We start from the raw sequence: 23,169 nt of genomic DNA, 5'->3' as shown, positions 1-23,169 counted from the left end.
AAATAATGCGCTTAAGAATTCAGAGAGTCATCATGCAATCAGCTGTTAAAACCCGTTTTGCACCCAGCCCCACCGGTTACCTACACATTGGCGGCGCGCGCACCGCATTATTTTCCTGGGCCTATGCCAAACGTCATGGTGGCCAGTTTATCCTGCGGATTGAAGATACTGATGTGGCGCGCTCTACGCCGGAAGCGGTGCAGGCGATTTTGGACGGCATGGCTTGGTTGCAACTGGATCATGACGAAGGCCCGTTTTACCAGATGCAGCGTATGGATATTTACAAAGCCACGATCCGGAAAATGCTGGAGGCGGGGCAGGCTTATTACTGCTATTGCAGTAAGGAAGAGCTGGATGCGCTACGGGAAAGCCAGATGCAGCAAGGGTTGAAACCACGCTATGACGGTCGCTGGCGCCCGGAAGAGGGCAAGGTCTTGCCTGAACCGCCAAAAGACGTGCCGCCAGTCGTGCGTTTTAAAAACCCGCAAGATGGCGTTGTAGCGTGGGACGATATGGTCAAAGGTCGTATCGAGATTGCCAATGCTGAACTGGATGACCTGATTATTGCGCGTGCAGATGGTACGCCAACCTATAATTTCTGTGTTGTCGTCGATGACTGGGAAATGGGCGTGACGCAGGTGATTCGTGGCGATGACCACGTCAACAATACGCCACGCCAGATCAATATGTTAAAAGCGCTGGGCGCACAAGTTCCACAGTATGCGCATTTATCCATGATTCTGGGCGATGACGGGCAGAAGCTGTCCAAGCGCCACGGTGCTGTCAGCGTGATGCAGTATCACGAGGATGGATACCTGCGTGAAGCCGTGCTAAATTACCTGGCACGCCTGGGCTGGTCACATGGCGACGATGAAGTATTCAGCATGGAACAGTTCTGTAAATGGTTTGATCTTGACCATATCACGCCGTCTGCCGCGCAGTTCAATACTGAAAAACTCAACTGGTTGAATGCGCACTATATCAAAACCTTGCCGCTGGAACGGATTGCAGCAGAAGTGAAGCCACGCCTGGCAAAACTGGGCATCAATGAAATCCAAACGCCAGACTTGCTGGCGGTACTGAATTTATACCGCGAGCGGGCCAACAATTTGAATCAGCTGGCGCAGGAGATTGCATTCTTCTACCAGATGCCAGCCATCAATGAGGCAGATGCCACCAAACATATCCAGCCGGAAACCGCTGCGTATATCGAAAGTTTTCTGGAAAAGACTCAAGATTCTGACTGGACTGCCGATAAATTGCACGATGTCCTGAATCAGGTCGTGACTGAGCAACAGATCAAATTCCCCAAACTGGCTATGCCGTTACGGGTGGCTTTGATCGGCATTGCGCAGTCGCCAAGCATCGATCAAGTGATGTCGATTTTAGGTAAAGAACACTGTTTACAGCGCATTCGTGCTTTATTTCCAAAAAAATAATGCACAGGCATTGAAATTGGAACAAATTAGTACAATCATAGTCACTGTAAGGGATTGGTGTTCAAGATAATAAAACTCCAATATATGATTAAAACAAACAAGGAGCAATTTTAGATGAATAATAAAGGCCAAATGCTGCAAGATCCTTTTCTTAACGCCCTGAGAAAAGAGCATGTACAAGTGTCTATTTATCTCGTAAACGGTATTAAATTGCAAGGCCAGGTAGATTCCTTCGATCAGTATGTCATTCTGTTGAAAAACACTGTGACCCAAATGGTTTACAAACACGCTATTTCCACCATTGTTCCAGCCCGTCCAGTCAGCCTGGGATCACACGAACCCGCACAAGAATCTTAATGCATGTTTGATAGACCTAGCGGCGGAGATGCTGTCGTCCTGGTCAGTGTCAATTTTGGTGATGCTGATTACGAAGAAAGTTTGCAAGAACTCCGCCATCTTGCCGGTACTGCCGGACTAAATATTTCAGCCACGCTTGAAGGTAAACGCCATTCACCTGATCCCAAATATTTTATTGGCTCCGGTAAGGCAGATGAACTGAAAGCACTCATGGCCGCACATGAAAGCAAAGTGGCGGCGTTTAATCACGACTTGAGCCCTTCGCAGCAGCGTAACCTCGAAAAGTTGCTTGAGGCGCGCGTGGTGGACCGTACCGGCCTTATCCTGGATATTTTTGCCCAGCGCGCGCAATCCCATGAAGGTAAATTGCAAGTGGAGCTGGCGCAACTGGAGCACTTGTCTACGCGGCTGGACCCACCTTGAACGCCAAAAAGGCGGTATCGGTGTGCGCGGTGGCCCGGGTGAAACACAGCTGGAACTCGACCGGCGTATGTTGCGTATACGCGTGAAGCAATTGCGTGAAAAACTGGACAAGCTGAAACAGCAACGTGGCATGCAGCGTCGTGCACGTAAACGTTCCAATTTGATGACGGTATCGTTGGTAGGGTATACCAACGCCGGTAAATCCACTTTGTTTAACCGGTTAACGCATTCTGGCGTGTACGCAGCGGATCAGCTATTTGCAACGCTGGATACGACTTCACGCAAAATGCATTTACCGGAAGGTTACCCGGTAGTCTTGTCCGATACGGTAGGCTTTATCAAGCATTTGCCGACTACCCTGATTGAAGCCTTTGGCGCTACCCTGGAAGAAGCTGCGCAGGCCGACTTACTGTTGCATGTGGTCGACGTGGCCAGTCCCAACCGCGACAACCAGATTGAGCAGGTGAATATTGTGCTTAATGAAATTGGTGCCGCGAACGTTCCGCAGATCCTGGTATTGAACCAGATTGACCGCCTGGACATGGCGCCGGGGGTGGACAGGAATGAATATGGTAATATCCGGACTGTTCGTGTCTCAGCCAGAGAGGGTACAGGCATCGAAGATTTGCGTCAGGCGCTGTTAGAGCATCAACAATATCTGAAAAAACTGAGTACGGAAGAGCGTGCCTACGTTTAACAGGAAATATCAAGCGGAGTATATGAATGAGAAAGTTTCCAGGCTTTTGGAATAAAAATAATGAAGGCCCGCCCGATCTGGACGAGGTGTTCAAGGACTTGAATCAAAAGCTCAATCGTATGTTTGGTGGCAAAGGCGGGCAGGGTGGCCCTCGTGGTGGTGCACCGGCACCACAATCTTTGCCGGTTGCGCCTATCCTGGGCCTGGTTGCCCTGATCTGGCTGGGCTCCGGTTTTTATATCGTGGACCAGGGATCTCGCGGTGTCGTGTTGCGTTTTGGCAAGCATGTTGAAACCACCATGCCAGGCCCGCGCTGGCATTTGCCTTTCCCGATTGAGACGGTTGAAAACGTTAACCTTGAACAGGTGCGGACTATTGAGTTGGGCTATCGTTCTTTTGAGGGCGAGTCTGGTCGCAACAAGGAGTTGCGCGAATCGCTCATGCTGACCGATGATGAAAATATCATTGACTTGCAAGTGGCCGTACAGTACAACCTCAAATCGGTCGAAGATTACCAGTTTAACAACCGCTCAACAGAGGAGAGCGTGCGCGGTATTGCCGAGACGGCGATCCGTGAAATTGCCGGTAAGAGCAAAATGGATTTCGTGCTGTATGAGGGCCGTGATGAAGTAGCTGCAAAAGCAAAAAAACTGATGCAGGAAATGCTGGATAGATACCAGTCCGGTGTTCATATCGTCAATGTCACCATGCAGAATGCGCAGCCACCTGAGCAGGTGCAGGCCGCGTTTGATGATGCGGTGAAAGCCAAGCAGGATCTGGAACGCCAGAAAAATGAAGGTCAGGCTTATGCCAATGACGTGATTCCAAAAGCACGCGGTACCGCAGCGCGCCTGGCGGAAGAAGCCTCCGGTTACAAATTACGGGTGGAAAACGAAGCCAGGGGTAATGCTGACCGTTTTGAGCAGATTCTGACGCAATACAACAAGGCACCGGAAGTGACTCGCCAGCGCTTGTATCTGGATACACAGGAACAGATACTGTCCAACACCAGCAAAGTGCTGGTGGATCAAAAAGGTGGCAATAGCTTGCTTTATTTGCCATTGGACAAACTGATGAGTATGAGTGGTGCCGGTAATGGAACGACATCCGCGCCTGCTGCAGAAAAGTCTGCCCAGGAACCGTCTCGCAGTGATAGCACTGGCCTGGATCGCACTCGTGACTCCATGAGAAGCCGTGATCGCGAATATCGCTAGTTGCCCCTGAAGGAAAAAGAACATGAGAAATATTGGAAGCCTGTTAATCGGGGTATTTATATTACTGGTGGTGATTACTTCCTCGGCGTATACCGTGGACCAGCGGGAATATGCGCTGGTATTCCGCCTGGGTGAAATTGTCTCTGTCAAAAAAGAACCTGGTATTTATTTCAAAATGCCTATGGTCGAGAATATCCGCTATTACGACAAACGTATCCTGACTTTGAACTGGGAAGAACCTGACCGTTTTATTACCAGCGAGAAAAAGAACGTATTGGTTGATTCATTTATCAAGTGGCGCATTATTGACCCGGCCAGATATTATGTTTCTGTGCGGGGCGATGAAGTACAGGCTGAGCGTCGTATCTCGCAAATGGTCAATGATGGCCTGCGGGCAGAGTTTGGTAAACGTACCATTCATGATGTGGTTTCCGGCGAACGTGCAGAAATTATGGATATTCTGCGTGAGCGCGCTGACAAGGAAAGCCGCCAGATGGGTATCCAGATTCTGGATGTGCGTTTACGTCGGGTAGATCTGACCAAAGAGGTGAGTGAGTCGGTTTACCAGCGTATGGAGGCTGAGCGTAAATCTGTGGCCAATGAATTACGTTCGCAAGGTGCTGCTGCAGCTGAAAAAATCCGTGCCGATGCGGATAAACAGCGTGAAGTGATTATTGCGGAAGCGTACCGTGATGCACAAAAGGTAAAGGGTGAGGGCGATGCGAAAGCTGCAGAAGTATATGCGCAGGCTTATGGCAAAAATCCCGAATTCTACGCGTTCTACCGTAGCCAGGAAGCGTATAAAAACAGCTTCAAAAGCAAGTCTGACGTGATGGTGATTGACCAGAATTCAGATTTCTTTAAATACATGCGCAATACTGGTAAGAAATAATTCTGCTGGCAATGTATGAACTGGTGGTGGTTGCTTGGTGGGGTATTGCTGATTGAAGGATTGATGCCATTACTGTTTACCCAGTCCTGGCGCCAGACCTTTGAAAAACTGCTGCAATTACGTGACGGGCAGCTCCGGTTTATTGGTTTTATCTCCGTCCTGACCGGGTTGCTGGTGTTATGGTTTAACCGTTAGTAATTATATTTAACTGAAGGAAGGCACGCCGGATACGCGTGCCTTTTTTATTGCGTGCCCGGGCAGCCGTTATGGCTTGCGATTGCTAAAGCCGTGCTTTAGGCAGGGGTTTGCGGGTATAATGCGCGGATGCATAATTGGTTACTTCCAGAATATATTGAAGACGTATTGCCGGCCGATGCTGCGCGTCTTGAATCCTACCGCCGCCAGATCCTGGATTTATTTCGTGTGCATGGTTACCAGTACGTGATGCCTCCCATGATGGAGTATGTGGAGTCATTATTGACAGGCACCGGCCATGATCTGGATATTGCAACCTTTAAAGTAGTCGATCAGCTGACTGGCCGTTTAATGGGCTTGCGCGCAGATACGACACCGCAGGCCGCCCGTATTGATGCGCATATGCTGAATCATCAGGGCGTTTCACGCTTGTGTTATGCCGGGACTGTACTCCGGACCAAACCTGACGGGCTGGCGCGTACGCGCGAGCCGCTGCAACTAGGGGCTGAACTCTACGGTCATGCCGGCATTGAGAGTGATATCGAAGTGCAGCGACTGATGGTAAAAGCCCTGCAATTGCTAGGCATGCGCATTCTGTTTGTGGATCTCAGCCATGTGGCTATTTTTGCCAGCCTGTCGCATATCGCACAGTTGGGTACACAACAGGAGCGCGCATTGCAACTGGCTTTGCAAGCGAAAGATGCCGTACGCGTACAGGAACTGATTACCAATTTACCTGAGAAATCACGTAAGGCTTTTATTGCGCTGACCCAGTTGAACGGTGGTGTTGAGGTGCTGGAGCAAGCACGGGATACATTACCTGATACGCCAGAAATCGAGCAGGCACTACATGAAATGGTCACCGTGGCGGACGTATTGAGCAGTAACGAAGTCACTGTCACGATTGACTTGAGCGAGTTGCGTGGCTACCAGTATCACAGTGGGATGGTGTTTGCTGCCTATGCCCATGGCTACGCCGGTCCGATTGCGCTGGGTGGCCGTTATGACGAGGTGGGGGCAGCGTTTGGCCGCGCCCGGCCTGCGACTGGCTTTAGCCTGGACCTGCGTGGTGCCTTGCAAGCACTCGGTCCCGCCATCCTCAACAAAGGTATTCTTGCCCCGGTTTCTGACGATGCTGAGTTAATGGCAGTGATTGAAACACTGCGCGGGCAAGGGCAGGTAGTGGTCGAGGCGTTGCCCGATATGCTCCTGAATTATTCTGAATTGGCCTGTGACCGTACTTTGCAAAAAGTCGATGGTCGCTGGCAAGTGGTTGCGGTGTAACTTCAGCAGCCAGTTTTCGTTTTTGACAAGATAATTATTGAACATGACACAATCTAGGCAAGCAAAAAACGTCGTCGTTATCGGTACGCAATGGGGCGACGAAGGTAAAGGTAAAATTGTTGACTGGCTGACCGATCACGCGCAAGGGGTGGTTCGCTTCCAGGGTGGCCACAATGCAGGCCATACCCTGGTTGTTGGCCAGGGCGCTGCACAAAAAGTGTATAAGCTGAACCTGGTGCCATCTGGCATTGTGCGTCATGGCGTCAATTGCTACATCGGCAATGGCGTAGTGCTGGATACGACACATTTGCTGCATGAAATCAGCACCCTGGAGCAAGGCGGACTGGATGTTAAAAATCGCCTGAAGGTCAGTCCGGGTTGTCCACTCATTTTGTCACATCATGTAGCCGTTGACCTGGCGCGCGAAGCCAAGCGCAGTGTTGACAAGAAGATTGGTACGACCGGTAAGGGCATAGGCCCGGCTTATGAAGATAAAGTGGCCCGTCGTGCCCTGCGTGTGTATGACTTGTTCCATCCTGAGCGTTTTGCCGAAAAGCTGCGCGAAGTGATGGATTACCATAATTTCGTATTAACCAACTATCTGGGCGCGACTGCGGTCGATTTCCAGCAGCAATATGATGCCAGCATGCAACATGCTGCCGTACTCAAGCCGATGGTCGCTGATGTATCTGCGGCCTTATATGAAGCCAATGCGCGCGGCGAACACCTGTTATTTGAAGGAGCGCAAGGCACGTTGCTGGATGTGGATCACGGCACCTATCCGTATGTGACTTCCAGCAATTGTATTGCTGGCCAGGCTTCGGCAGGTACAGGTGTGGGTGCCAATATGCTGCATTATGTACTGGGCATCACCAAGGCATATACCACACGTGTCGGCGGAGGCCCGTTCCCCAGCGAGCTGGATATTGAAACAGAAGGCGACCCTGGCTACCAGATGTCCAACAAGGGACAGGAGATTGGTACCGTCACACGCCGCAAGCGCCGTTGCGGCTGGTTTGATGCAGCAGCACTGCGACGTTCGGCACGTATCAATGGCCTGACCGGCTTGTGTATTACCAAGCTGGATGTGCTGGATGGCATTGAATCGCTGGACATCTGTACCGGTTACAAACTGGATGGCAAAGTGGTCGATATGCTGCCGGTAGGGGCAGATGACGTGGCACGTTGCGAACCTATCTATGAAACCGTACCCGGCTGGAAAGAAACCACTTTTGGTGTCAAAACCTGGGACGCGTTGCCGAAAAACGCCCAGCATTACCTCAAACGCCTGGAAGCAGTATGTGGTGTGCCGATTGCCATCGTCTCAACTGGCCCTGAGCGTGACGAGACCATTGTCTTGCAGCACCCATTTGCCTGATTGAGAACTGGCAATGTGTGCACAGCGACTGGCTTGGGCAATTACTGGTTCCGGGCATTACCTGAGGGAGTCCCTGGCGATTTTGCAGACGCTGCAAGACGTGGATATCTACTTGAGTCGGGCTGCGGCCGAAATTATCCGGCAATATGGTTTTCAGGCACAACTGGATGCCACCGGACATAAAGTCTATCAGGACAAAACGGCCAGCAGTGTGCCCGTGGAACGTTTTTACGAGGGGGTATATCACACCCTGGTGATTTCCCCGGCAACCTCCAATACCATCGCAAAAATGGCGTACGGATTTTCGGATAGCCTGGTGACCAACCTGTTTGCGCAGGCGGGTAAAACCAGGGTAGATAGCATTGTATTTGCCTGTGATACAGCCCCGGAACTGGAGTCCGAAGCACCACGGGATCATATGGTAAAAGTATTTCCGCGCCAGATTGACCTGGAAAATGTGTCCAGGTTAAAGTTGTTTGCCGATACTGCCGTGGTAGAGAATATGACTGACTTGCAATCTGCCATTATGCAACGATTGGTCAGCCTGCATGATTTGTCCTTGCATGCGGGCGTACAGGTGACAAACCATTTGATAGACTAACGCTATGGCAAGACTGCTGTTTCTTACTGGAAAACTGGCAGAACATAGCCTGCACCAGGTATTGCAGGCTATTCAGGCAGATAGCAAGCAAACGCCGTTTGAGTATGAAGTCAAGCAAATCGGCGTTTCAGTTGCGGCATTAATGACCCCTCCCTTAATTGGTCGCCGTTTACCCAAAGTAGAGAAAGTTGACCAGGTCATTTTGCCTGGTTTATGTCAGGGGGACCTCGCGCCACTGGAGGCGCAGTGGGGGGTGCCGGTCGCGCGAGGACCTAAAGACTTGAAAGATCTTCCGCAATATTTCGGGCAACAGGGTAAGGCACCGGATCTGACGCAGCATAGTGTCACGATTTTTGCGGAAATTGTGGATGCTCCCGATCTTAGTGTCGAGCAAATTATCACCAAGGCAACACATTTCCAGGCCCAGGGCGCCGATGTAATTGACCTTGGTTGCCTGCCTGGCAAGTCATTTGAACATATGCCGGATGCGGTCAATGCATTGAAAGCCGAAGGTTTCCAGGTCAGTGTTGATTCCATGCGCGAGGAGGATCTGCTCGCCGCAGGCAAGGCTGGGGCAGATTATTTACTCAGCTTGCATGAGCATAGTTTGTGGATTGCCGATGAAGTGGCTGCCACGCCCATTCTGATTCCGGCCAAACCCAATAATCTTGCCAGTCTGACGCGTGCCATAGAACATTGCCTTCAGCGTGGAAAACCATTTATCGCCGACCCAATTCTGGATCCGATTCACTTTGGGCTAACGGACTCCATCGTACGCTACCAGAAATTGCGTAAACGCTATCCGGATATCCAGATCATGATGGGTGTCGGTAACCTGACAGAGCTGACCGATGCGGATACAACGGGGGTGAATGCGATTTTATTCGGCATTATCAGTGAACTAAATATTAATGCCGTACTGGCAACTTCGGTCAGCCCGCATGCTTGTGCAGCCATCGCTGAGGCGGATATCGCCCGGCGTGTCATGTACCGTGCCAGCCAGGATAGGCGTTTGCCACGCGGATATTCTGATGGTTTGCTGGGATTGCATGATAGAAAGCCATTTCCCTATTCGGCAGAGGAGATTATGGCACTGGCCGGTAAAATCAAAGATCCCAGTTTCCGCATTATGGTCAGCGAACAGGGTATACATGTATACAACCGGGACGGAATGCAGCAGGATACTGACCCTTTCCGCTTTTATGCCGGCCTCAATGTACAAAATGATGCTTCACATGCCTTTTACCTTGGCGTTGAGCTCGCCCGGGCGCAAATCGCATGGCAACTGAAAAAACGCTATGTGCAGGATGAAATGCTGGAGTGGGGTGTGGCTTCTGCTGAACAGAATAAACAGGCCAAAGTTACGCACCGGGAAGCATCCATTAAAGAGCGCCTGGAAAAAACACGCATTCAATCGGATTCGGCTTCGGCACCAGATACGGAATAACACCGCATGATTTACGAAACAATTGTCACTACAACTTCTGCACAGGGAGAGGTTCATATTGCGCCATTTGGTATTCAGTGGTGGGATGGCAAGGTCACTATTTCACCATACCGGCCATCGACTACCCTGCGAAATATTCTGGAAACAGGATATGCGGTTTTAAACCTGACTGATGATGTCCGTGTCTTTGCGGCGGCGATTGCCAAAAGAAAGGAACAGTTTGCGACAATGCCAGTATCCATCCCGCAAGCCGTACGGCTGCAAGATTGCCTTGCCCATCATGTCTTGCAGTTGGAGCAGATAGAAGAGGATGAGGTCAGGCCGCAATTGTCCATGACCGTACTGGACAGTGCCGTACATGGGGCATTTATGGGATTTAACCGTGCGCAGGCGGCTGTGATTGAATTGGCTGTGCTGGTTAGCCGGCTGCACAGGTTGCCAATGGAAAAAATCACGCAGGAAATGCAATATCTGCAGATCGCCATTGATAAAACTGCCGGTGAGCGGGAGCTTGAAGCCTGGCAATGGCTGGTAGACCGGGTCAATAATCATCTGGCCAGTCAAAGTGGCATCCAGCAGGCGTGAGGCACATGCAGGTATTGGTCAGTGTGAGCTCGGTGCAGGAAGCAGAACTGGCATTGTCAGCCGGTGTACGCTTGATTGACCTGAAAGAAACTTCCTATGGCGCGTTGGCGGCATTGGACCTTGACGTATCACAGTCTATTATTGATGCTGTCAATCGCTACAGGCAGCAGCATCCGGATAGCGCCATTACCGTTAGCGCGACCATTGGCGATGATTGTGCGTCAGTGCCTGCGTTCCTGCAATTAAGCGGGACCAGGTGCAATATGGGCGTGGATGTTATCAAATTACCGGAAACTATTTGGGGCCAGGAAAATTTTCAGACCGGAATCACCTTATTACTTTCCAGCCACTGCCGATTAATCGCCGTACTTTCTCCGCCCAGCCTTGCTGAAAAAGACCGGCTGCAAGGCATCTTGCACGACCTAGCCAGACGCGGGTACTGGGGTGTCATGGTTGATACCACGGAAAAATCGCAACCGCTGACGGCATTGCTTGCGCTGGATGCGCTCGTTTATTTTGTTGGCATGGCCAGATCGCTGAATTTATATGTGGGCATGGCGGGCGGGTTGCGCATGGCGCAGTTTGAGCAATTGGCTGCTATCGCGCCAGATTATCTGGGTTTTAGAAGTGGCTTATGTGCCAATCAGCGCAGAGAACAGCCTTTAATCCCGGAAAAAGTGCATCTGCTGGTAGAAAAACTGTCTCAAATTTGTTGAATAATGTGCTGCTAGGCCAATAAATACTTGCCTTGGGTGCGATTTAGAGTTGCGTCATGGCAGTCGTTTGCGTATAGTTCGAACTGTAAGTTCTTTTCAAGGATGTGGCTATTAAGCCAATAATAAAAGGAGTCGATGAATGAAGAAAAGTTTTTTAGGCTTGGCAGTTGCTTCCGCATTGGTATTTGTATCACAGGCCGTACAGGCTGAAGATATGTACCGTGGTGCCTGGTATGTTGTACCTGGTGCAACATACATGAATACAGACAATGACCTGGAAGCCGACAACGGTGGTGGTGGCTTTTTGTCTATCGGTAAAGAGCTGAGCGAACACTGGGATATTCAAGGCCGTCTGGGTTACAACCGTGCTGACGAAGATACACATATCGCTGGCGCAGGTGGTCATTACAAGCAAACTGCACTGGGTCTGGATGCATTGTACATGTTCAGTCGTGACAAATTCCGTCCTTTCCTGCTGGCAGGTATTGGTGCGGCGCGTAACAATGTTGACTATAGCAACGTTGGCTTGACTGATAAATCCAACACTTCCTGGATGGCAAACGTTGGTCTGGGTGCGCAATACCTGTTCAACGACAAATTCGGTATTCAGGCTGATGTACGTCAGCAGTGGAGCCGTGCTGACGCACGCAATGCAGCGCGCACAGTTGATGCTGATGGCACTATCAGTAACACATTGGTCAACCTGGGTGGTATCTTCCGTTTCGGTGCACCAGCGCCTGTCGTTGAAGAGCCAGCACCAGCGCCGGAACCAGTCGCTGTTGCAGAACCTGCACCAGAGCCAGCACCAGCTCCCGCTCCAGCACCAGTATGTAAGCCACAAAGTGAAGTGGTTACAGTAAGTGCTGAAAAACTGTTTGGCTTTGATAAAGCTAACCTGCGTGAAGAAGGCCGCCGTGTTCTGGAAGAAACTGCTGCCAAAATCAAGGCAAACCCAGAAATTTCTGCTGTCATCGTGACTGGTCATACTGACCGTATCGGTACCGATGCTTACAACCAGAAATTGTCGGAGCGCCGTGCTAAGCAAGTGGCTGATTACCTGATTGCTCAAGGTGTTGATAGCTCAATCATCACTACTGAAGGTAAAGGTAAATCTGAACCAGTAGTACAGTGCGAAGGTAAAAAAGTAACCAAGAGCCTGATTTCTTGCTTGCAGCCTAACCGCCGTGTTGAAATCCGTGCAGAAGGTACCAAACAGGTTGGTTGCCAATAACTAGCATCCTGTCTTGAAAAAAGCCACGCAATTGCGTGGCTTTTTTTATAGCTGGTGTTTGGTGGCCAGGACGGCCTATGCTAGGCTCGGTTATAATGCCGGGATGGGCACACCTCAATTTATTATCAAGCCACGCTGGGTTATTCCCATGGATGGGCATCAGGCTATTCTGGAGCATTATGCGGTATTGGTAGACACAGGCCGTATTCGAGCTATTGTGCCTAAAACAGAAATCCCCACGTGGGCGAGTGACTGGCCGGTCACTGACTGCCCGCAGCATGCCTTGCTGCCGGGGCTGATTAATTTACATGTGCATAGCAGTATGAATTTGCTTAAAGGCTATGCGGATGATCATGCACTAACGCCATGGCTCAATGAGCATATCTGGCCGGCAGAGCGCCAATGGGTATCACAATTTTTTGTGCGTGACGGCAGTTTACTGGCCTGTGCCGAAATGTTGAGTGGTGGTGTGACCACCTTCAACGACATGTATTTTTTCCCACAAGCAACCATAGAAGCCGTTAAGCGTTGTGGTATGCGCGCGCATATCGGCCTGGTGGTGATGGAGTTCCCCACGAATTATGCCGCCACGGCCAATGACTATATCCGCTTGGGTACTGAAGCGCGTGATCAGTATAAATCTGATGCACAAATCACTTTTTCATTTGCGCCGCATGCCCCTTATACGGTGAGTAATCAAACATTCGAGAAACTTGCTACGCTGGCCGAGCAATTGAACCTTGGCATACATACCCATTTGCATGAAACACGCACGGAAATCCAGCAAAGTATGGATCGATTCGGGCAGCGCCCGCTGGCGCGTTTACACGCACTGGGGGTGATTGGCCCACAGACCGTGCTGGCGCATGGGGTACATCTTGAAACTCATGAATTAGAGAGGCTGGCAACCTTGGGCGCCCATGTCGCACATTGCCCGTGCTCCAATTTAAAACTGGCCAGTGGTATTGCGCCGGTTGCGGCTGCATTGCGTGCAGGTATCAATATTGGCCTGGGCACGGATGGTGCTGCCAGCAATAACCGGCTGGATCTGTGGCAGGAAATGCGTACAGCCGCTTTGCTGGCGAAAGTTGCTGATGACCAGGCTACCTCTGTGCCTGCCTATACGGCGCTAGAAATGGCCACGATTAATGGCGCTCGCGCGCTGGGTCTGCAAGACCAGATCGGTAGCATAGAAACCGGCAAGCAGGCGGATTTGATCGCCGTGAAACTGGATGACCTGAATAGTTTGCCTTGTTTCGATCCCGTTTCCCACCTGGTGTATGTCGCCGGGCGCGAGCAAGTAACGCATACCTGGGTACAGGGCCATTTACGCTACCAGCGTACAGAAACGGGTCAATCTGTATTTGAAAATATGGACGCGGAAGAGTTAAAGTCAATTGCCTTGCAATGGCAATTGAAAATACAGTCATCTCACTCTTAAGGATGCAAAGGAATCATCATGGCGAATGTAGAAGCCGCGGAAGTCAATAAATTTGCCGAATTGGCACATCAGTGGTGGGATCCGCAAGGGGTATTTAAACCCTTGCATCAATTGAATCCTTTGCGGCTGGATTACATTGATAGTCGTGCCAGCCTGCATGGCAAGCAAGTGCTGGATGTGGGATGTGGTGGCGGTATTTTAAGCGAGTCCATGGCACGCCGTGGTGCACAGGTGACAGGCATCGATATGGCGGAGAAATCGCTGCAAGTGGCACAGTTACATGCGCTGGAAGCCAATTTACAGGTGGAATACCGCTGTATTGCCATTGAGGCACTGGCTGAAGAAAAACCGCAAGCGTTTGATGTCGTTACTTGTATGGAAATGCTGGAGCACGTTCCAGACCCTGCCAGTATCGTAAGCGCTTGTGCTGCCCTGGTTAAGCCAGGCGGCCATGTGTTCTTTTCAACCCTCAATCGTAATGCCAAGGCTTATTTAATGGCAGTGGTGGGGGCAGAATACCTGTTGAACCTGTTGCCCAAAGGCACGCATGATTACAGCAAATTTATCAAACCTTCCGAGTTAGCTGCATGGTTACGCCACTCCGGGCTGGAGCTGCAACATCAAACCGGCCTGACTTATCATCCACTCAGCAAGCAATACCACCTGACCGCAGATACCAGTGTGAATTACATGTTACACGCCGTAAAGGATGTTTAATGCAGGCAGTTCTGTTTGACCTGGATGGTACCCTGGTGGATACCGCACCAGATTTGGGATATGCATTGAATCTGCAGCGTGCGCGTCATGGGTTGCCATTTTTGCCGGAGGAGACCATCCGCCCCTATGCTTCACATGGTTCGCGCGGGCTGCTGGCGATCGGCTTTGGCTTGCAGCCGGCAGACAGTGAATTTGAGGCCATGCGTGAGGAGTACCTGGCTTTATATGCAGAAGTGATGACCCGCCAGCCGCGATTGTTTGATGGCATGGAGGAGACACTTGCAGCCATCGAGGCGCGTGGCTTGCGCTGGGGCATTGTCACGAACAAGCCGCGTCGCTTTACCTTGCCCATTGTCGAAGCATTGAAGTTATCAGGGCGCGCTGCGGCAGTCATCAGTGGAGATGATGCGCCACAACCCAAACCTTCGCCGGCCACCTTGCTGCTGGCATGCGAGCGCATGCAACTGGCAGCGGGGCAGGCCATCTATCTTGGTGACGCTGAGCGTGATGTGCAGGCCGGCCATGCCGCCGGGATGACGACTTTGGTGGCTTTGTTTGGCTACCTGTCAGATGAAGACCAGCCATTGCAATGGGGGGCAAATGCTTGTATCACCCATCCGCAGGCGTTATTACATCACCTATGATACCAGCCGTGATGATTGTCTCTTTCAAGCCTTTGCCCGTTTTGGGAAATTCCTACAGTCGAATCAGTATTGACCTATAAAAGCGTTCATAGATAACTCTAATAATGGCTTATCTTCTCATGAGAAGGTAATTGATTAGAGATCCAAGCCTGAAGGAGAGCGGTATGAATGAAGATACGGCAGAAAGTGATTGGAAGCAGATGGCAGGTAGAATCAAGGCCAAATGGGGCAAGCTTACCGATGATGAAATCCAGGAAGCTGAAGGCAATAGCGAATATCTGATTGGAAAACTGCAAGAGCGTTACGGTTTAGCTAAAGAGCAGGTAGAAGAAAACCTGAAAGATATCGGCTATTACCACTGATGATATTTCATCACCAAACACCCCGCTACACTAAATGAGTGAGCGGGGTTTTCATTAGTGGTTCTGTAGCATCACTCATCTGACGTTAGGGTTGGTACCAGGTGAGCAATCGGTGGTCGTTGATGGTTGACCATCTACGGTATAACAGTTGTTTGCAGGGGGAGGTGGCGCTACCGTGTTCGTATTGTTTCTGGTACTCCCGTTGTTAGCCGGCTGATTCATATCTCGGTGATTGGCCGGTTGATTCAATTGTTTATTCTTCAAATTACCTACTGGTGCAGGATTGGTGGTGGTGGGAGGGGATGTGGCGCCATTGGTTGTAGCAGGGTTTCCATTGTTCGTTGTCGTGCCTGCGCCATCATTCGTGGTTGCACCGGCATTGACGCCAGCCGCGAGTATGTTTTGGGTGGGTAATAAGCTGATGATCAGCAAACCGGCCATCGCTAAAGAGGATGTAGTTAATTTCATGATCGCTCCTTACTGAAAGTGAGTAGGTCTTCGCGTGAAGATGACTTCCAATATAAGGTGTGACGGGTGTTAGTTTTATAGGTCACCACTGAATGTGATGTAGGAATTTACCGAAACCAAGGGTACGAAGGGTTTTGTTTAGGTGACAGCTTTGCGTTCAAGCAAGGCAGTAGAAAGCGTTCCGCTATCCACGTATTCAATTTCGCCCCCCATGGGCAGGCCGCGTGCGATACGGCTGACCTTGATGCCACGGGATTTCAGCATTTGGCCGATATAGTGGGCGGTAGCCTCACCTTCAGAAGTGAAATTGGTGGCCAGGATCACTTCTTCAATCAGGGAATCCTGGGCACGTTTAAGCAGTTTATCCAAGTGGATATCCTTGGGGCCAATGCCGTCCATGGGCGACAGTTTTCCCATCAACACGAAATATTGCCCCTGATAGCTGCGGGTATTTTCCAGTGTCATCAAATCTGTTGGCATTTCAATGACGCACAGCGTGGATTTTTCCCGCTGGTTATCCTGGCACAGGCTGCATACTGGGTGTTCACTGAAGTTATTGCAATAGTCACAATGCGCCAGTTTATCCAGCGCCTGTTGCAGGCTGGCTGCTAGTCGCTGAGCCCCTTCACGATCCCGTTGCAGCAGGTGATAGGCCATGCGGGTGGAAGATTTAGGCCCGACGCCGGGCAGGCAGCGCAGGGCATTCACCAATTGTTCGAGGACAGCCGGGGAGTTCAAACGAGGGGTCCCGCTTAAAACGGTAATTTGAAGCCTGGTGGCATCAGGTTGCCCATCTTGGCAGAAGAAGTGGCTTCTGCTTTGGCTCTGGCATCTTTCAGCGCAATCAGGACCAGGTCTTCCAGGGTTTCCTTATCATCCATGGCAGCATCATCAATCTGAACCCGTTTCACTTCGTTGCTACAGGTCATGATGATTTTGACCATGCCATTACTGGCAGTGCCTTCCACTTCGGTTATCGCCAGTTCAGCCTGTGCTTTTTGCATATTGGCCTGCATCATCTGGGCTTGCTTCATCATGTTGCCCATGCCACCTTTCATCATTGTATGCTCCTCTGAGTTGATGGGTTAATGTAAGGGTTTAATTGAGTTGGGTACAATGGTTGCGCCCATTTCTTGCATCAGGCCCTGCACAAAATGGTCGCTGAGTATGGCGTCCCTGGCCTGGTCCTGCAATTCGGCTTTTTCTACTGCCAGCTGCCTGGCGGGTGTGTTAGCTTCCTGGTCGATTTGAATCGTGAGCTTAATGCGGCGGCTAAAATGGTTGTTCAAGGCACTATTCAGCTTGTCCAGGTAATTGGCACTGGCCAGGTGCTTATGAGCCTCGCCAATACGTAATGTCATTTGATCAGCATCATAAGAGACCAGCTCACAGTTCTGTGCCAGTGCCCGCACCAGACCTAATTTACTTAAATGATTTTCCACCAGCAACCGCCAGTTACCATCCCAGCTGAAGGAGGCGGGCTCCTCCGTTACAGGTGGGGGCTCTGAAGATGCTTCTGGCAACACTGCTTGTGGGGCTATCGGATTCACCGTGAGTGATTGAGCTATCGTTGTTGCAGTCTGGACTGGTGTCGGCGCTGGTTGCATCACGGGTGCAGGCGGTGCGACTTGTGGGACGGCAGGCTCAGGGCTGGCAACAGCAGCCTGGCGGGTTTGTGCCAAGGCTGCACGAGCACCACCACTACTGAGAGGTGTACGGGAGTTGCCGGATTCATTGTCACCGCTATGACTGGTTGGAGGGGGAGAGGAAGGCGTCATGGCATCGGTCTTGAATGCCAGCATGCGCAGCAAGGTCATGGTAAAGCCGGCATAAGGGTCGGGCGCCAGGCCGATATCACGATGACCGAGAATGCAAATCTGGTAATACAGTTGCAGCATTTCAGCGGTCAGCTGTGAGCAAAGCGCCAGCAATGTCTGGCGTTCGGGATGGTCTTCAGCGATTACTTGCGGGCTGTACTGGGCCACTGCCAGTAAATGCAGTAGCGCTGCCAGGTCATTCAGTGCGCTTTCGAAGCCGATGCTGCGGGCGTCCATTTGCTGCGCAATTTGCAGCAGGGCGGTCGCATCGCTGGCAACCAAGGCACGTACCAGGTCATATAAATAGCTCTGGTCAATAGCACCCAGCATGCTGCGTACATCAGTTTCCCGGACCGATTGATTACCATAGGCGATTGCCTGGTCTGTCAGTGACAGGGCATCCCGCATACTGCCATTGGCCGCACGTGCAATTAACTGTAGCGCCGGGGCTTCAAAAATGATTTGCTCCTGCCCCAGGATATCCTGTAAATGGGCAGTGATCGTACTGCTGGCCATCTGGCGCAAATTAAACTGCAGGCAGCGTGAAAGGATGGTGACTGGTACTTTTTGCGGGTCGGTGGTCGCCAGGATGAATTTGACGTGCGCGGGCGGTTCTTCCAGCGTTTTCAGCATGGCATTGAATGCCTCCTTGGTCAGCATGTGCACTTCATCAATCATGTAGACTTTGAAACGGCCGGAGGAGGGGGCGTAAATGGCTTGTTCCAGCAGGCTGACCATATCGGCAATACCACGGTTGGAGGCAGCATCCATTTCGACATAATCGACATAGCGGCCAATATCAATCGCTTTACAGGCTTCGCATTCGCCACAAGGATTGGCGGTAATGCCGGTAGCACAGTTCAGCGATTTGGCAAGAATGCGTGACAGCGTGGTTTTACCAACACCGCGTGTACCGGTAAACAAATAGGCATGATGCAGCCGTTGCTGGGTTAGCGCGTTGCTTAGCGCCTGCACCACATGGTCTTGGCCGACCAGGCTGCCAAAGGATTTTGGGCGCCACTTGCGCGCCAGCACTTGGTAAGACATCGTGTACTCTATTGATTAAATGTCATAAGGCAAACCAATACTTTAGCCTAAATTACCGATTCATGCGCACATCAAGGCAACTAAAAATAAGGTTGACAGATGCACGGGAATTAACGAAATCTGGATATGGAAGAGGGCGAGCCCAACCCCCGGCACTTGCTTGATAGTTGTGGCTGCTTGCTTCCGCACCTGACCAGGTTGGCTACCTTACAATGCGGGGAGGCCCGCGGTTGCTATTGTAGCGCAAAATCCCCTGTTTTGCCGAGGGATTGTTACAGGCAATCATTAACGATTCAAAATAACAGGCAATTTACCCTCTTATGGCCGCATGGGAGCGATGACTCTGGTTGCACAATTCTCTTTATCTATCAGTATACCTAGCGGATATCATGGCAACGAACGGAATACCCACTACTGCATCGGAAATTGCACGAGAAACTATCAAGCAGATGGCAGTCAGGCGCGTTGAGCCTACGCCGGATAATTACACCCGCATTTATTCTGAAATTGCCGGCAAACCGGTCAAAGAGGATGCCGCAGCGGCTTTACGCAAAGCCCTGAAGCAATTACCACATGACTCCCTGGAACAGACTAACTGGATCAATCGCTGGGAAAAAGCCCTGAAGCAGGATAACTGGCAAGGCCTGGGTGATTTGCTGAAAGAGTCCATGCTGCAACAACTCAGCCATTCAACCAAATGGCCGCGGGCGATCCGTACGCTCTTGCAAGGCTGGGAGGATAAGCGTGGCGACATAGACCCGGCCCAAAAGCGTGAAATGCTGGAGCGGGTGCTGATTAATTTTGGCAGCGATAGTACCTTGCCGGATAAGTTGCTGGGCATGGCGAATAACTGGTTGCCGGCCGATGCGAGAGTTGAGGGAGTACCAGCCTATGAGGGGAGCGAAGTGGGTAACACGCCGGTGCCGCCAGCTTCTGTTGCTGCCGCAATCACGCCATTGACGAAAGAAGAGCTACCTGCGGAAGTGCAACAGTTTCATGGCGCCTTCACTATTTTACAAACTTTGTTAAAGCAAACCTTGCACCTGGGGCTGGTTCCACGCCTGGAAGGTTATCCTGACCTGCAATCAGAAGCGATTGCATTGCAAGCAAGTGCCGAACGTGCGAAAAAGCTGAAAGAGTGGGAGGCGCTGGCCAAATCGCTCAAAGCCTTGCTGCTGCGCGTGGAAATGATAGGGGTGCAGGAAGATGATGTGCGTGGCGATATCATTGATTTACTGCATTTACTGTTATCCAACATTGGCGAACTGGTGGCTGAAGATGGCTGGCTGAGCGGCCAGGTCTATGCAGTGCAATCCATTATCAGCGGCCCGCTGGACCGGGCCAAGCTTAAACAGGCAGAAAAAAGCCTGAAAGAAGTGGTCTATAAACAAGGGCTGGTTAAATATAGCCTGATTGAAGCCAGAAACTCCTTCAAATCCCTGATTGGATCATTTATTGATAAACTCAAGTATATGGGGGAGGCCAGCGAGCAGTATGGCGGCAAGATTGAACATTACGCCAAAGAGCTTTCGCAAACCGACGACCTGATTAAAATCAACGAACTGGTGAATCACCTGATGCGTGATACTTCTGTCATGCAAACGGATATTATGCGTTCACACGATGATTTACTGCAGCAACAACGCATTGCCAGTGAGACACAGGTGCGTATGCAGAAACTGCAAGACGAGTTGAGCCAGTTAAGCGAAGTGGTGCGTATCGACCAGCTCACCGGCGTACTCAACCGCCGTGGCATGGAGGAGGCGTTCAACACGGAAATTGCGCGTTATCGCCGCAGCGGAGAATCACTCAGTGTGGCGTTACTGGATATTGATAACTTCAAGTACCTGAATGACCAGCATGGTCACGCTGCAGGTGATTCTGCCCTGAAACATCTGGCAGCGGTAGTGAAACGTACGGTGCGCCCCACCGATATTGTTACCCGTATGGGCGGGGAAGAGTTCGTGGTGATTTTGCCTAACACCAGCCTTGACGAAGCCGTAACGACGATGAGCCGCTTGCAGCGCTCGCTCACCAAGGAATATTTTCTGGGTAACAACCAGAAATTGCTGGTCACTTTCAGTGCCGGCGTCGCCTTGTTCAAGCAGGAAGACGATGTCACTTCGATTCTGCTACGTGCCGACCAGGCCATGTACCTGGCGAAAAAGAGCGGTAAAAACCGTGTGATGACTGAAGTTGACTTACAACAAAGTTAAGCAATCTGCATTCAGTTTTAGGGTGCCCACCCGCTGAACTGTAAAGCAATACCCAAGTCTGGGTGGAGCATGATATGCTAGCTGGCATCAAACAAGAGGTGCCATGTGACCAGCCCTGCAACTGACTCCCCTGTCAATCGCGTGAAAGATGCCTTGCATGAAAGCGAGCGCAGATTTTCCGCCATCGTTTCCAGTATTCCCGGTTTAGTCTTCCAGATGCATATGACGGCGGATATGCAGATCGTCTTCACCTACCTGAGCGAAGGGTGCGAAGCATTGCTGGGCATTCCTGCCGCAGCATTGTTGAAAGATGCGCAAGCCCTGTTCAATGCCATGGAAGAAAAGTCTGCCCATCAGTTTAAACAAAAACTGCAGCAGTCTGCCAGGCAGCATAGCCGGCTCGATTGGGAGGGAAGGATCTGGATTGCCGACTGGCAGGATATGAAATGGGTCAATATCCGCGCGACAATACAGGCACTGGGACAAGGTGCGGTGCAATGGGATGGCATTATGCTCAATATCAGCCAGAGCAAGCAGGAAAAGCAGGAAATCGAACAGGCCAGGAAAGATTTGCAGGCCCTGACGGCACATTTGAACCAGGCGAAAGAGCAAGAGCGTGTGAGCATTGCCCGTGAAATACACGATGACCTGGGCGGCAATATGACGGCGATGAAGCTGGGGCTTTCCACCATTATCCAGCAAATCGAAAGTGGTTCCCCCGTCGATATTGAACAAGCCACCATGTTACAGAATATTATCAACCAGACTTTTGATGCCGTGCATAGAATTTCTGGTAATTTACGGCCGAATATCCTTGATCTGGGCCTGGTGGATGCGCTGGAGTGGCAGGTCAACCAGTTCAGGAAGCAATTAGGGCTGGCTGCCAGGTTTGTAACCAATTGCCGTGATCTGGCGTGTGATGATGACAAGTCTATGGCCTTGTTCCGCATTTGTCAGGAAGCGTTATCCAATATTGCCAAATATGCCCGGGCTGATGAAGTGCATGTCGAACTGTTGCTACGCGAGCAAATGTTGCTGATGGCAATTACCGACAATGGGATCGGGATTGCGCCGGCAGATAAAATAAAACCGAATTCCTTCGGTTTGCGTGGCATGCAGGAGCGTGCAGCCGCCTTGGGTGGTGAATGCTTTGTAGACTCTCCCGCCGATAGCGCACGCGGCACCTTAATTCGTGTGCAGGTGCCTGTGTGACATTCTCCCTCGTGACAGAAAGTGATATCCGTTTTACAATGATTTGGCAGTGCTGATGGGGGCGGTCATGAAAATGTCAGTATTGCAAATCTGAGGAAACAGCGTGGATATCAAAAAAATTAAAGTCATCATCGTCGATGACCATGCCATCCTTCGTTCAGGCATCAAGCAAATTTTAACAGCCAGTGGCGAGATTGAAGTGATCGGAGAGGCAGAGAATGCGGCACAGGCCATTAAATGTGCGCGGGAGATGCACGCGGATGTGATGTTGCTGGACATTTCCCTGCCTGACAAAACCGGCATTGAAGCACTCAAGCTGATCAAGCGTGAAAATGCAGCATTAAATATCCTGATGCTATCCATGTATATGGAAGATCAGTATGCAGTGCGTTCCATCCGTTCAGGGGCATCCGGCTATCTTTGCAAGCATACGGCTTCTGAAGAGCTGTTGACGGCAATTCATACCTTGGCCAAGGGCAAGAAATATATTACGCCCAGTGTCGCCGAGATCCTGGCGGAACAGGTGGGGACTGATCATAGTATTGCCCCGCATGAAACACTTTCTGATCGTGAATTCCAGGTGATGCGCATGATTGCTTCGGGATTAACGGTGAGTGAAATTGCCGACAAATTGGCATTGTCAGTAAAAACGGTGAGCATGTACCGTACACGCTTGCTGGAAAAAATGCGTTTGAAACACAATGCAGATATTACGCATTACGCGATTAAGAACCAACTGGTGTAGCAGGAAAAATTGTAATAAAAAAGGCCTTATTGAAAGGCCTT

23 protein-coding genes, 1 other RNA gene and 1 pseudogene are annotated in these 23,169 nt (G+C 50.8%); 20 read left to right on the top strand and 5 right to left on the bottom strand.

Annotated elements, in window-relative coordinates:
* Positions 1 to 32 precede the first annotated feature (32 nt).
* The 17 genes and pseudogenes from gltX to BLP53_RS04445 all read left to right on the top strand — a co-directional run bounded on the left by gltX (position 33) and on the right by BLP53_RS04445 (position 15,623).
* Complete coding sequence (gene gltX, locus BLP53_RS04525; protein ID WP_091470784.1) at positions 33 to 1,439, top strand: glutamate--tRNA ligase; 1,407 nt, start codon at positions 33 to 35, stop codon at positions 1,437 to 1,439.
* Between the two features lie 114 nt (positions 1,440 to 1,553).
* Positions 1,554 to 1,796, top strand: a complete 243-nt coding sequence (gene hfq, locus BLP53_RS04520; RefSeq protein WP_055825305.1) for an RNA chaperone Hfq — start codon at positions 1,554 to 1,556, stop codon at positions 1,794 to 1,796.
* 3 nt (positions 1,797 to 1,799) lie between these two features.
* Positions 1,800 to 2,913: pseudogene (locus BLP53_RS04515) on the top strand (HflX-like GTP-binding protein); the annotation flags it as partial.
* Positions 2,914 to 2,942: 29 nt separating this feature from the next.
* Positions 2,943 to 4,130 (top strand): FtsH protease activity modulator HflK, encoded by a 1,188-nt coding sequence (gene hflK / locus BLP53_RS04510; protein ID WP_091470781.1) that lies wholly within the window; start codon positions 2,943 to 2,945, stop codon positions 4,128 to 4,130.
* Between the two features lie 22 nt (positions 4,131 to 4,152).
* On the top strand, positions 4,153 to 5,022 hold the full coding sequence (gene hflC, locus BLP53_RS04505; RefSeq protein WP_091470779.1) for a protease modulator HflC: 870 nt from the start codon (positions 4,153 to 4,155) through the stop codon (positions 5,020 to 5,022).
* Between the two features lie 15 nt (positions 5,023 to 5,037).
* Positions 5,038 to 5,217 (top strand): DUF2065 domain-containing protein, encoded by a 180-nt coding sequence (locus tag BLP53_RS04500; protein WP_091470773.1) that lies wholly within the window; start codon positions 5,038 to 5,040, stop codon positions 5,215 to 5,217.
* Between the two features lie 129 nt (positions 5,218 to 5,346).
* Positions 5,347 to 6,501, top strand: a complete 1,155-nt coding sequence (locus tag BLP53_RS04495) for an ATP phosphoribosyltransferase regulatory subunit (RefSeq protein ID WP_091470770.1) — start codon at positions 5,347 to 5,349, stop codon at positions 6,499 to 6,501.
* A gap of 43 nt (positions 6,502 to 6,544) precedes the next feature.
* Positions 6,545 to 7,879, top strand: coding sequence for an adenylosuccinate synthase (locus BLP53_RS04490; protein WP_091470767.1), 1,335 nt, complete (start codon positions 6,545 to 6,547; stop codon positions 7,877 to 7,879).
* A gap of 13 nt (positions 7,880 to 7,892) precedes the next feature.
* Positions 7,893 to 8,480 carry a flavoprotein gene (locus BLP53_RS04485; RefSeq protein ID WP_091470765.1) on the top strand — a complete coding sequence of 196 codons (588 nt, stop codon included), beginning with the start codon at positions 7,893 to 7,895 and terminating at the stop codon, positions 8,478 to 8,480.
* Between the two features lie 4 nt (positions 8,481 to 8,484).
* Positions 8,485 to 9,927 carry a DUF6513 domain-containing protein gene (locus BLP53_RS04480; protein ID WP_091470762.1) on the top strand — a complete coding sequence of 481 codons (1,443 nt, stop codon included), beginning with the start codon at positions 8,485 to 8,487 and terminating at the stop codon, positions 9,925 to 9,927.
* Between the two features lie 6 nt (positions 9,928 to 9,933).
* A complete protein-coding gene (locus BLP53_RS04475) occupies positions 9,934 to 10,512 on the top strand; it encodes a DUF447 domain-containing protein (protein ID WP_091470759.1) in 579 nt (192 codons plus the stop codon).
* A 5-nt stretch (positions 10,513 to 10,517) separates the two neighbouring features.
* Complete coding sequence (locus BLP53_RS04470) at positions 10,518 to 11,228, top strand: (5-formylfuran-3-yl)methyl phosphate synthase (RefSeq protein ID WP_091470756.1); 711 nt, start codon at positions 10,518 to 10,520, stop codon at positions 11,226 to 11,228.
* Positions 11,229 to 11,367: 139 nt separating this feature from the next.
* The gene (locus BLP53_RS04465; RefSeq protein WP_091470753.1) at positions 11,368 to 12,459 is read left to right on the top strand and encodes an OmpA family protein; all 1,092 of its coding nucleotides are present in this window, start codon (positions 11,368 to 11,370) and stop codon (positions 12,457 to 12,459) included.
* Between the two features lie 103 nt (positions 12,460 to 12,562).
* Positions 12,563 to 13,900, top strand: coding sequence for a TRZ/ATZ family hydrolase (locus BLP53_RS04460; protein WP_091471380.1), 1,338 nt, complete (start codon positions 12,563 to 12,565; stop codon positions 13,898 to 13,900).
* A gap of 18 nt (positions 13,901 to 13,918) precedes the next feature.
* Entirely contained in the window at positions 13,919 to 14,617 is a 699-nt protein-coding gene (ubiG, locus tag BLP53_RS04455) for a bifunctional 2-polyprenyl-6-hydroxyphenol methylase/3-demethylubiquinol 3-O-methyltransferase UbiG (RefSeq protein ID WP_091470750.1), read from the top strand.
* A complete protein-coding gene (locus tag BLP53_RS04450; protein WP_091470748.1) occupies positions 14,617 to 15,261 on the top strand; it encodes an HAD family hydrolase in 645 nt (214 codons plus the stop codon). Before ubiG ends, BLP53_RS04450 begins: the two co-directional genes overlap by 1 nt.
* A gap of 164 nt (positions 15,262 to 15,425) precedes the next feature.
* A complete protein-coding gene (locus BLP53_RS04445) occupies positions 15,426 to 15,623 on the top strand; it encodes a CsbD family protein (protein ID WP_091470745.1) in 198 nt (65 codons plus the stop codon).
* 75 nt (positions 15,624 to 15,698) lie between these two features.
* Here the strand turns inward: BLP53_RS04445 and BLP53_RS13490 are convergent, their stop codons facing one another.
* The 5 genes from BLP53_RS13490 to ffs form a co-directional block, all read right to left on the bottom strand.
* Complete coding sequence (locus BLP53_RS13490) at positions 15,699 to 16,091, bottom strand: hypothetical protein (protein ID WP_143001349.1); 393 nt, start codon at positions 16,089 to 16,091, stop codon at positions 15,699 to 15,701.
* 138 nt (positions 16,092 to 16,229) lie between these two features.
* Positions 16,230 to 16,829 (bottom strand): recombination mediator RecR, encoded by a 600-nt coding sequence (gene recR, locus BLP53_RS04435; RefSeq protein WP_091470740.1) that lies wholly within the window; start codon positions 16,827 to 16,829, stop codon positions 16,230 to 16,232.
* A 14-nt stretch (positions 16,830 to 16,843) separates the two neighbouring features.
* Positions 16,844 to 17,152 carry a YbaB/EbfC family nucleoid-associated protein gene (locus BLP53_RS04430; RefSeq protein ID WP_091470739.1) on the bottom strand — a complete coding sequence of 103 codons (309 nt, stop codon included), beginning with the start codon at positions 17,150 to 17,152 and terminating at the stop codon, positions 16,844 to 16,846.
* A 24-nt stretch (positions 17,153 to 17,176) separates the two neighbouring features.
* On the bottom strand, positions 17,177 to 18,955 hold the full coding sequence (dnaX, locus tag BLP53_RS04425; protein ID WP_091470736.1) for a DNA polymerase III subunit gamma/tau: 1,779 nt from the start codon (positions 18,953 to 18,955) through the stop codon (positions 17,177 to 17,179).
* 132 nt (positions 18,956 to 19,087) lie between these two features.
* An RNA gene (ffs, locus tag BLP53_RS04420) (signal recognition particle sRNA small type) lies at positions 19,088 to 19,184 on the bottom strand.
* Positions 19,185 to 19,344: 160 nt separating this feature from the next.
* Here ffs and BLP53_RS04415 point away from each other — a divergent pair.
* The 3 genes from BLP53_RS04415 (at position 19,345) to BLP53_RS04405 (ending at position 23,128) form a co-directional block, all read left to right on the top strand.
* Entirely contained in the window at positions 19,345 to 21,171 is a 1,827-nt protein-coding gene (locus BLP53_RS04415) for a GGDEF domain-containing protein (protein ID WP_091470734.1), read from the top strand.
* 105 nt (positions 21,172 to 21,276) lie between these two features.
* Complete coding sequence (locus BLP53_RS04410) at positions 21,277 to 22,383, top strand: PAS domain-containing sensor histidine kinase (RefSeq protein WP_245652624.1); 1,107 nt, start codon at positions 21,277 to 21,279, stop codon at positions 22,381 to 22,383.
* A gap of 103 nt (positions 22,384 to 22,486) precedes the next feature.
* A complete protein-coding gene (locus BLP53_RS04405; protein WP_091470729.1) occupies positions 22,487 to 23,128 on the top strand; it encodes a response regulator in 642 nt (213 codons plus the stop codon).
* Positions 23,129 to 23,169 lie beyond the last annotated feature (41 nt).

The organism is Methylophilus rhizosphaerae (assembly GCF_900100975.1).
In the GTDB taxonomy this organism is placed as follows: Bacteria; Pseudomonadota; Gammaproteobacteria; order Burkholderiales; family Methylophilaceae; genus Methylophilus; species Methylophilus rhizosphaerae.
This window is presented reverse-complemented; position numbering and strand designations above follow the sequence as displayed.

Bases quoted from the DNA above. Each gene is read 5' to 3' on its own strand.
- BLP53_RS04500 (WP_091470773.1), top strand. From the start codon at position 5,038: ATGAACTGGTGGTGGTTGCTTGGTGGGGTATTGCTGATTGAAGGATTG.
- BLP53_RS04470 (WP_091470756.1), top strand. From the start codon at position 10,518: ATGCAGGTATTGGTCAGTGTGAGCTCGGTGCAGGAAGCAGAACTGGCA.
- BLP53_RS04445 (WP_091470745.1), top strand. From the start codon at position 15,426: ATGAATGAAGATACGGCAGAAAGTGATTGGAAGCAGATGGCAGGTAGA.
- hflC (WP_091470779.1), top strand. From the start codon at position 4,153: ATGAGAAATATTGGAAGCCTGTTAATCGGGGTATTTATATTACTGGTG.
- BLP53_RS04450 (WP_091470748.1), top strand. From the start codon at position 14,617: ATGCAGGCAGTTCTGTTTGACCTGGATGGTACCCTGGTGGATACCGCA.
- BLP53_RS04490 (WP_091470767.1), top strand. From the start codon at position 6,545: ATGACACAATCTAGGCAAGCAAAAAACGTCGTCGTTATCGGTACGCAA.
- gltX (WP_091470784.1), top strand. From the start codon at position 33: ATGCAATCAGCTGTTAAAACCCGTTTTGCACCCAGCCCCACCGGTTAC.
- hflK (WP_091470781.1), top strand. From the start codon at position 2,943: ATGAGAAAGTTTCCAGGCTTTTGGAATAAAAATAATGAAGGCCCGCCC.
- BLP53_RS04415 (WP_091470734.1), top strand. From the start codon at position 19,345: ATGGCAACGAACGGAATACCCACTACTGCATCGGAAATTGCACGAGAA.
- BLP53_RS13490 (WP_143001349.1), bottom strand. From the start codon at position 16,091: ATGAAATTAACTACATCCTCTTTAGCGATGGCCGGTTTGCTGATCATC.
- BLP53_RS04430 (WP_091470739.1), bottom strand. From the start codon at position 17,152: ATGATGAAAGGTGGCATGGGCAACATGATGAAGCAAGCCCAGATGATG.
- BLP53_RS04485 (WP_091470765.1), top strand. From the start codon at position 7,893: ATGTGTGCACAGCGACTGGCTTGGGCAATTACTGGTTCCGGGCATTAC.
- dnaX (WP_091470736.1), bottom strand. From the start codon at position 18,955: ATGTCTTACCAAGTGCTGGCGCGCAAGTGGCGCCCAAAATCCTTTGGC.
- BLP53_RS04480 (WP_091470762.1), top strand. From the start codon at position 8,485: ATGGCAAGACTGCTGTTTCTTACTGGAAAACTGGCAGAACATAGCCTG.
- BLP53_RS04460 (WP_091471380.1), top strand. From the start codon at position 12,563: ATGGGCACACCTCAATTTATTATCAAGCCACGCTGGGTTATTCCCATG.
- hfq (WP_055825305.1), top strand. From the start codon at position 1,554: ATGAATAATAAAGGCCAAATGCTGCAAGATCCTTTTCTTAACGCCCTG.
- BLP53_RS04475 (WP_091470759.1), top strand. From the start codon at position 9,934: ATGATTTACGAAACAATTGTCACTACAACTTCTGCACAGGGAGAGGTT.
- BLP53_RS04495 (WP_091470770.1), top strand. From the start codon at position 5,347: ATGCATAATTGGTTACTTCCAGAATATATTGAAGACGTATTGCCGGCC.
- ubiG (WP_091470750.1), top strand. From the start codon at position 13,919: ATGGCGAATGTAGAAGCCGCGGAAGTCAATAAATTTGCCGAATTGGCA.
- BLP53_RS04465 (WP_091470753.1), top strand. From the start codon at position 11,368: ATGAAGAAAAGTTTTTTAGGCTTGGCAGTTGCTTCCGCATTGGTATTT.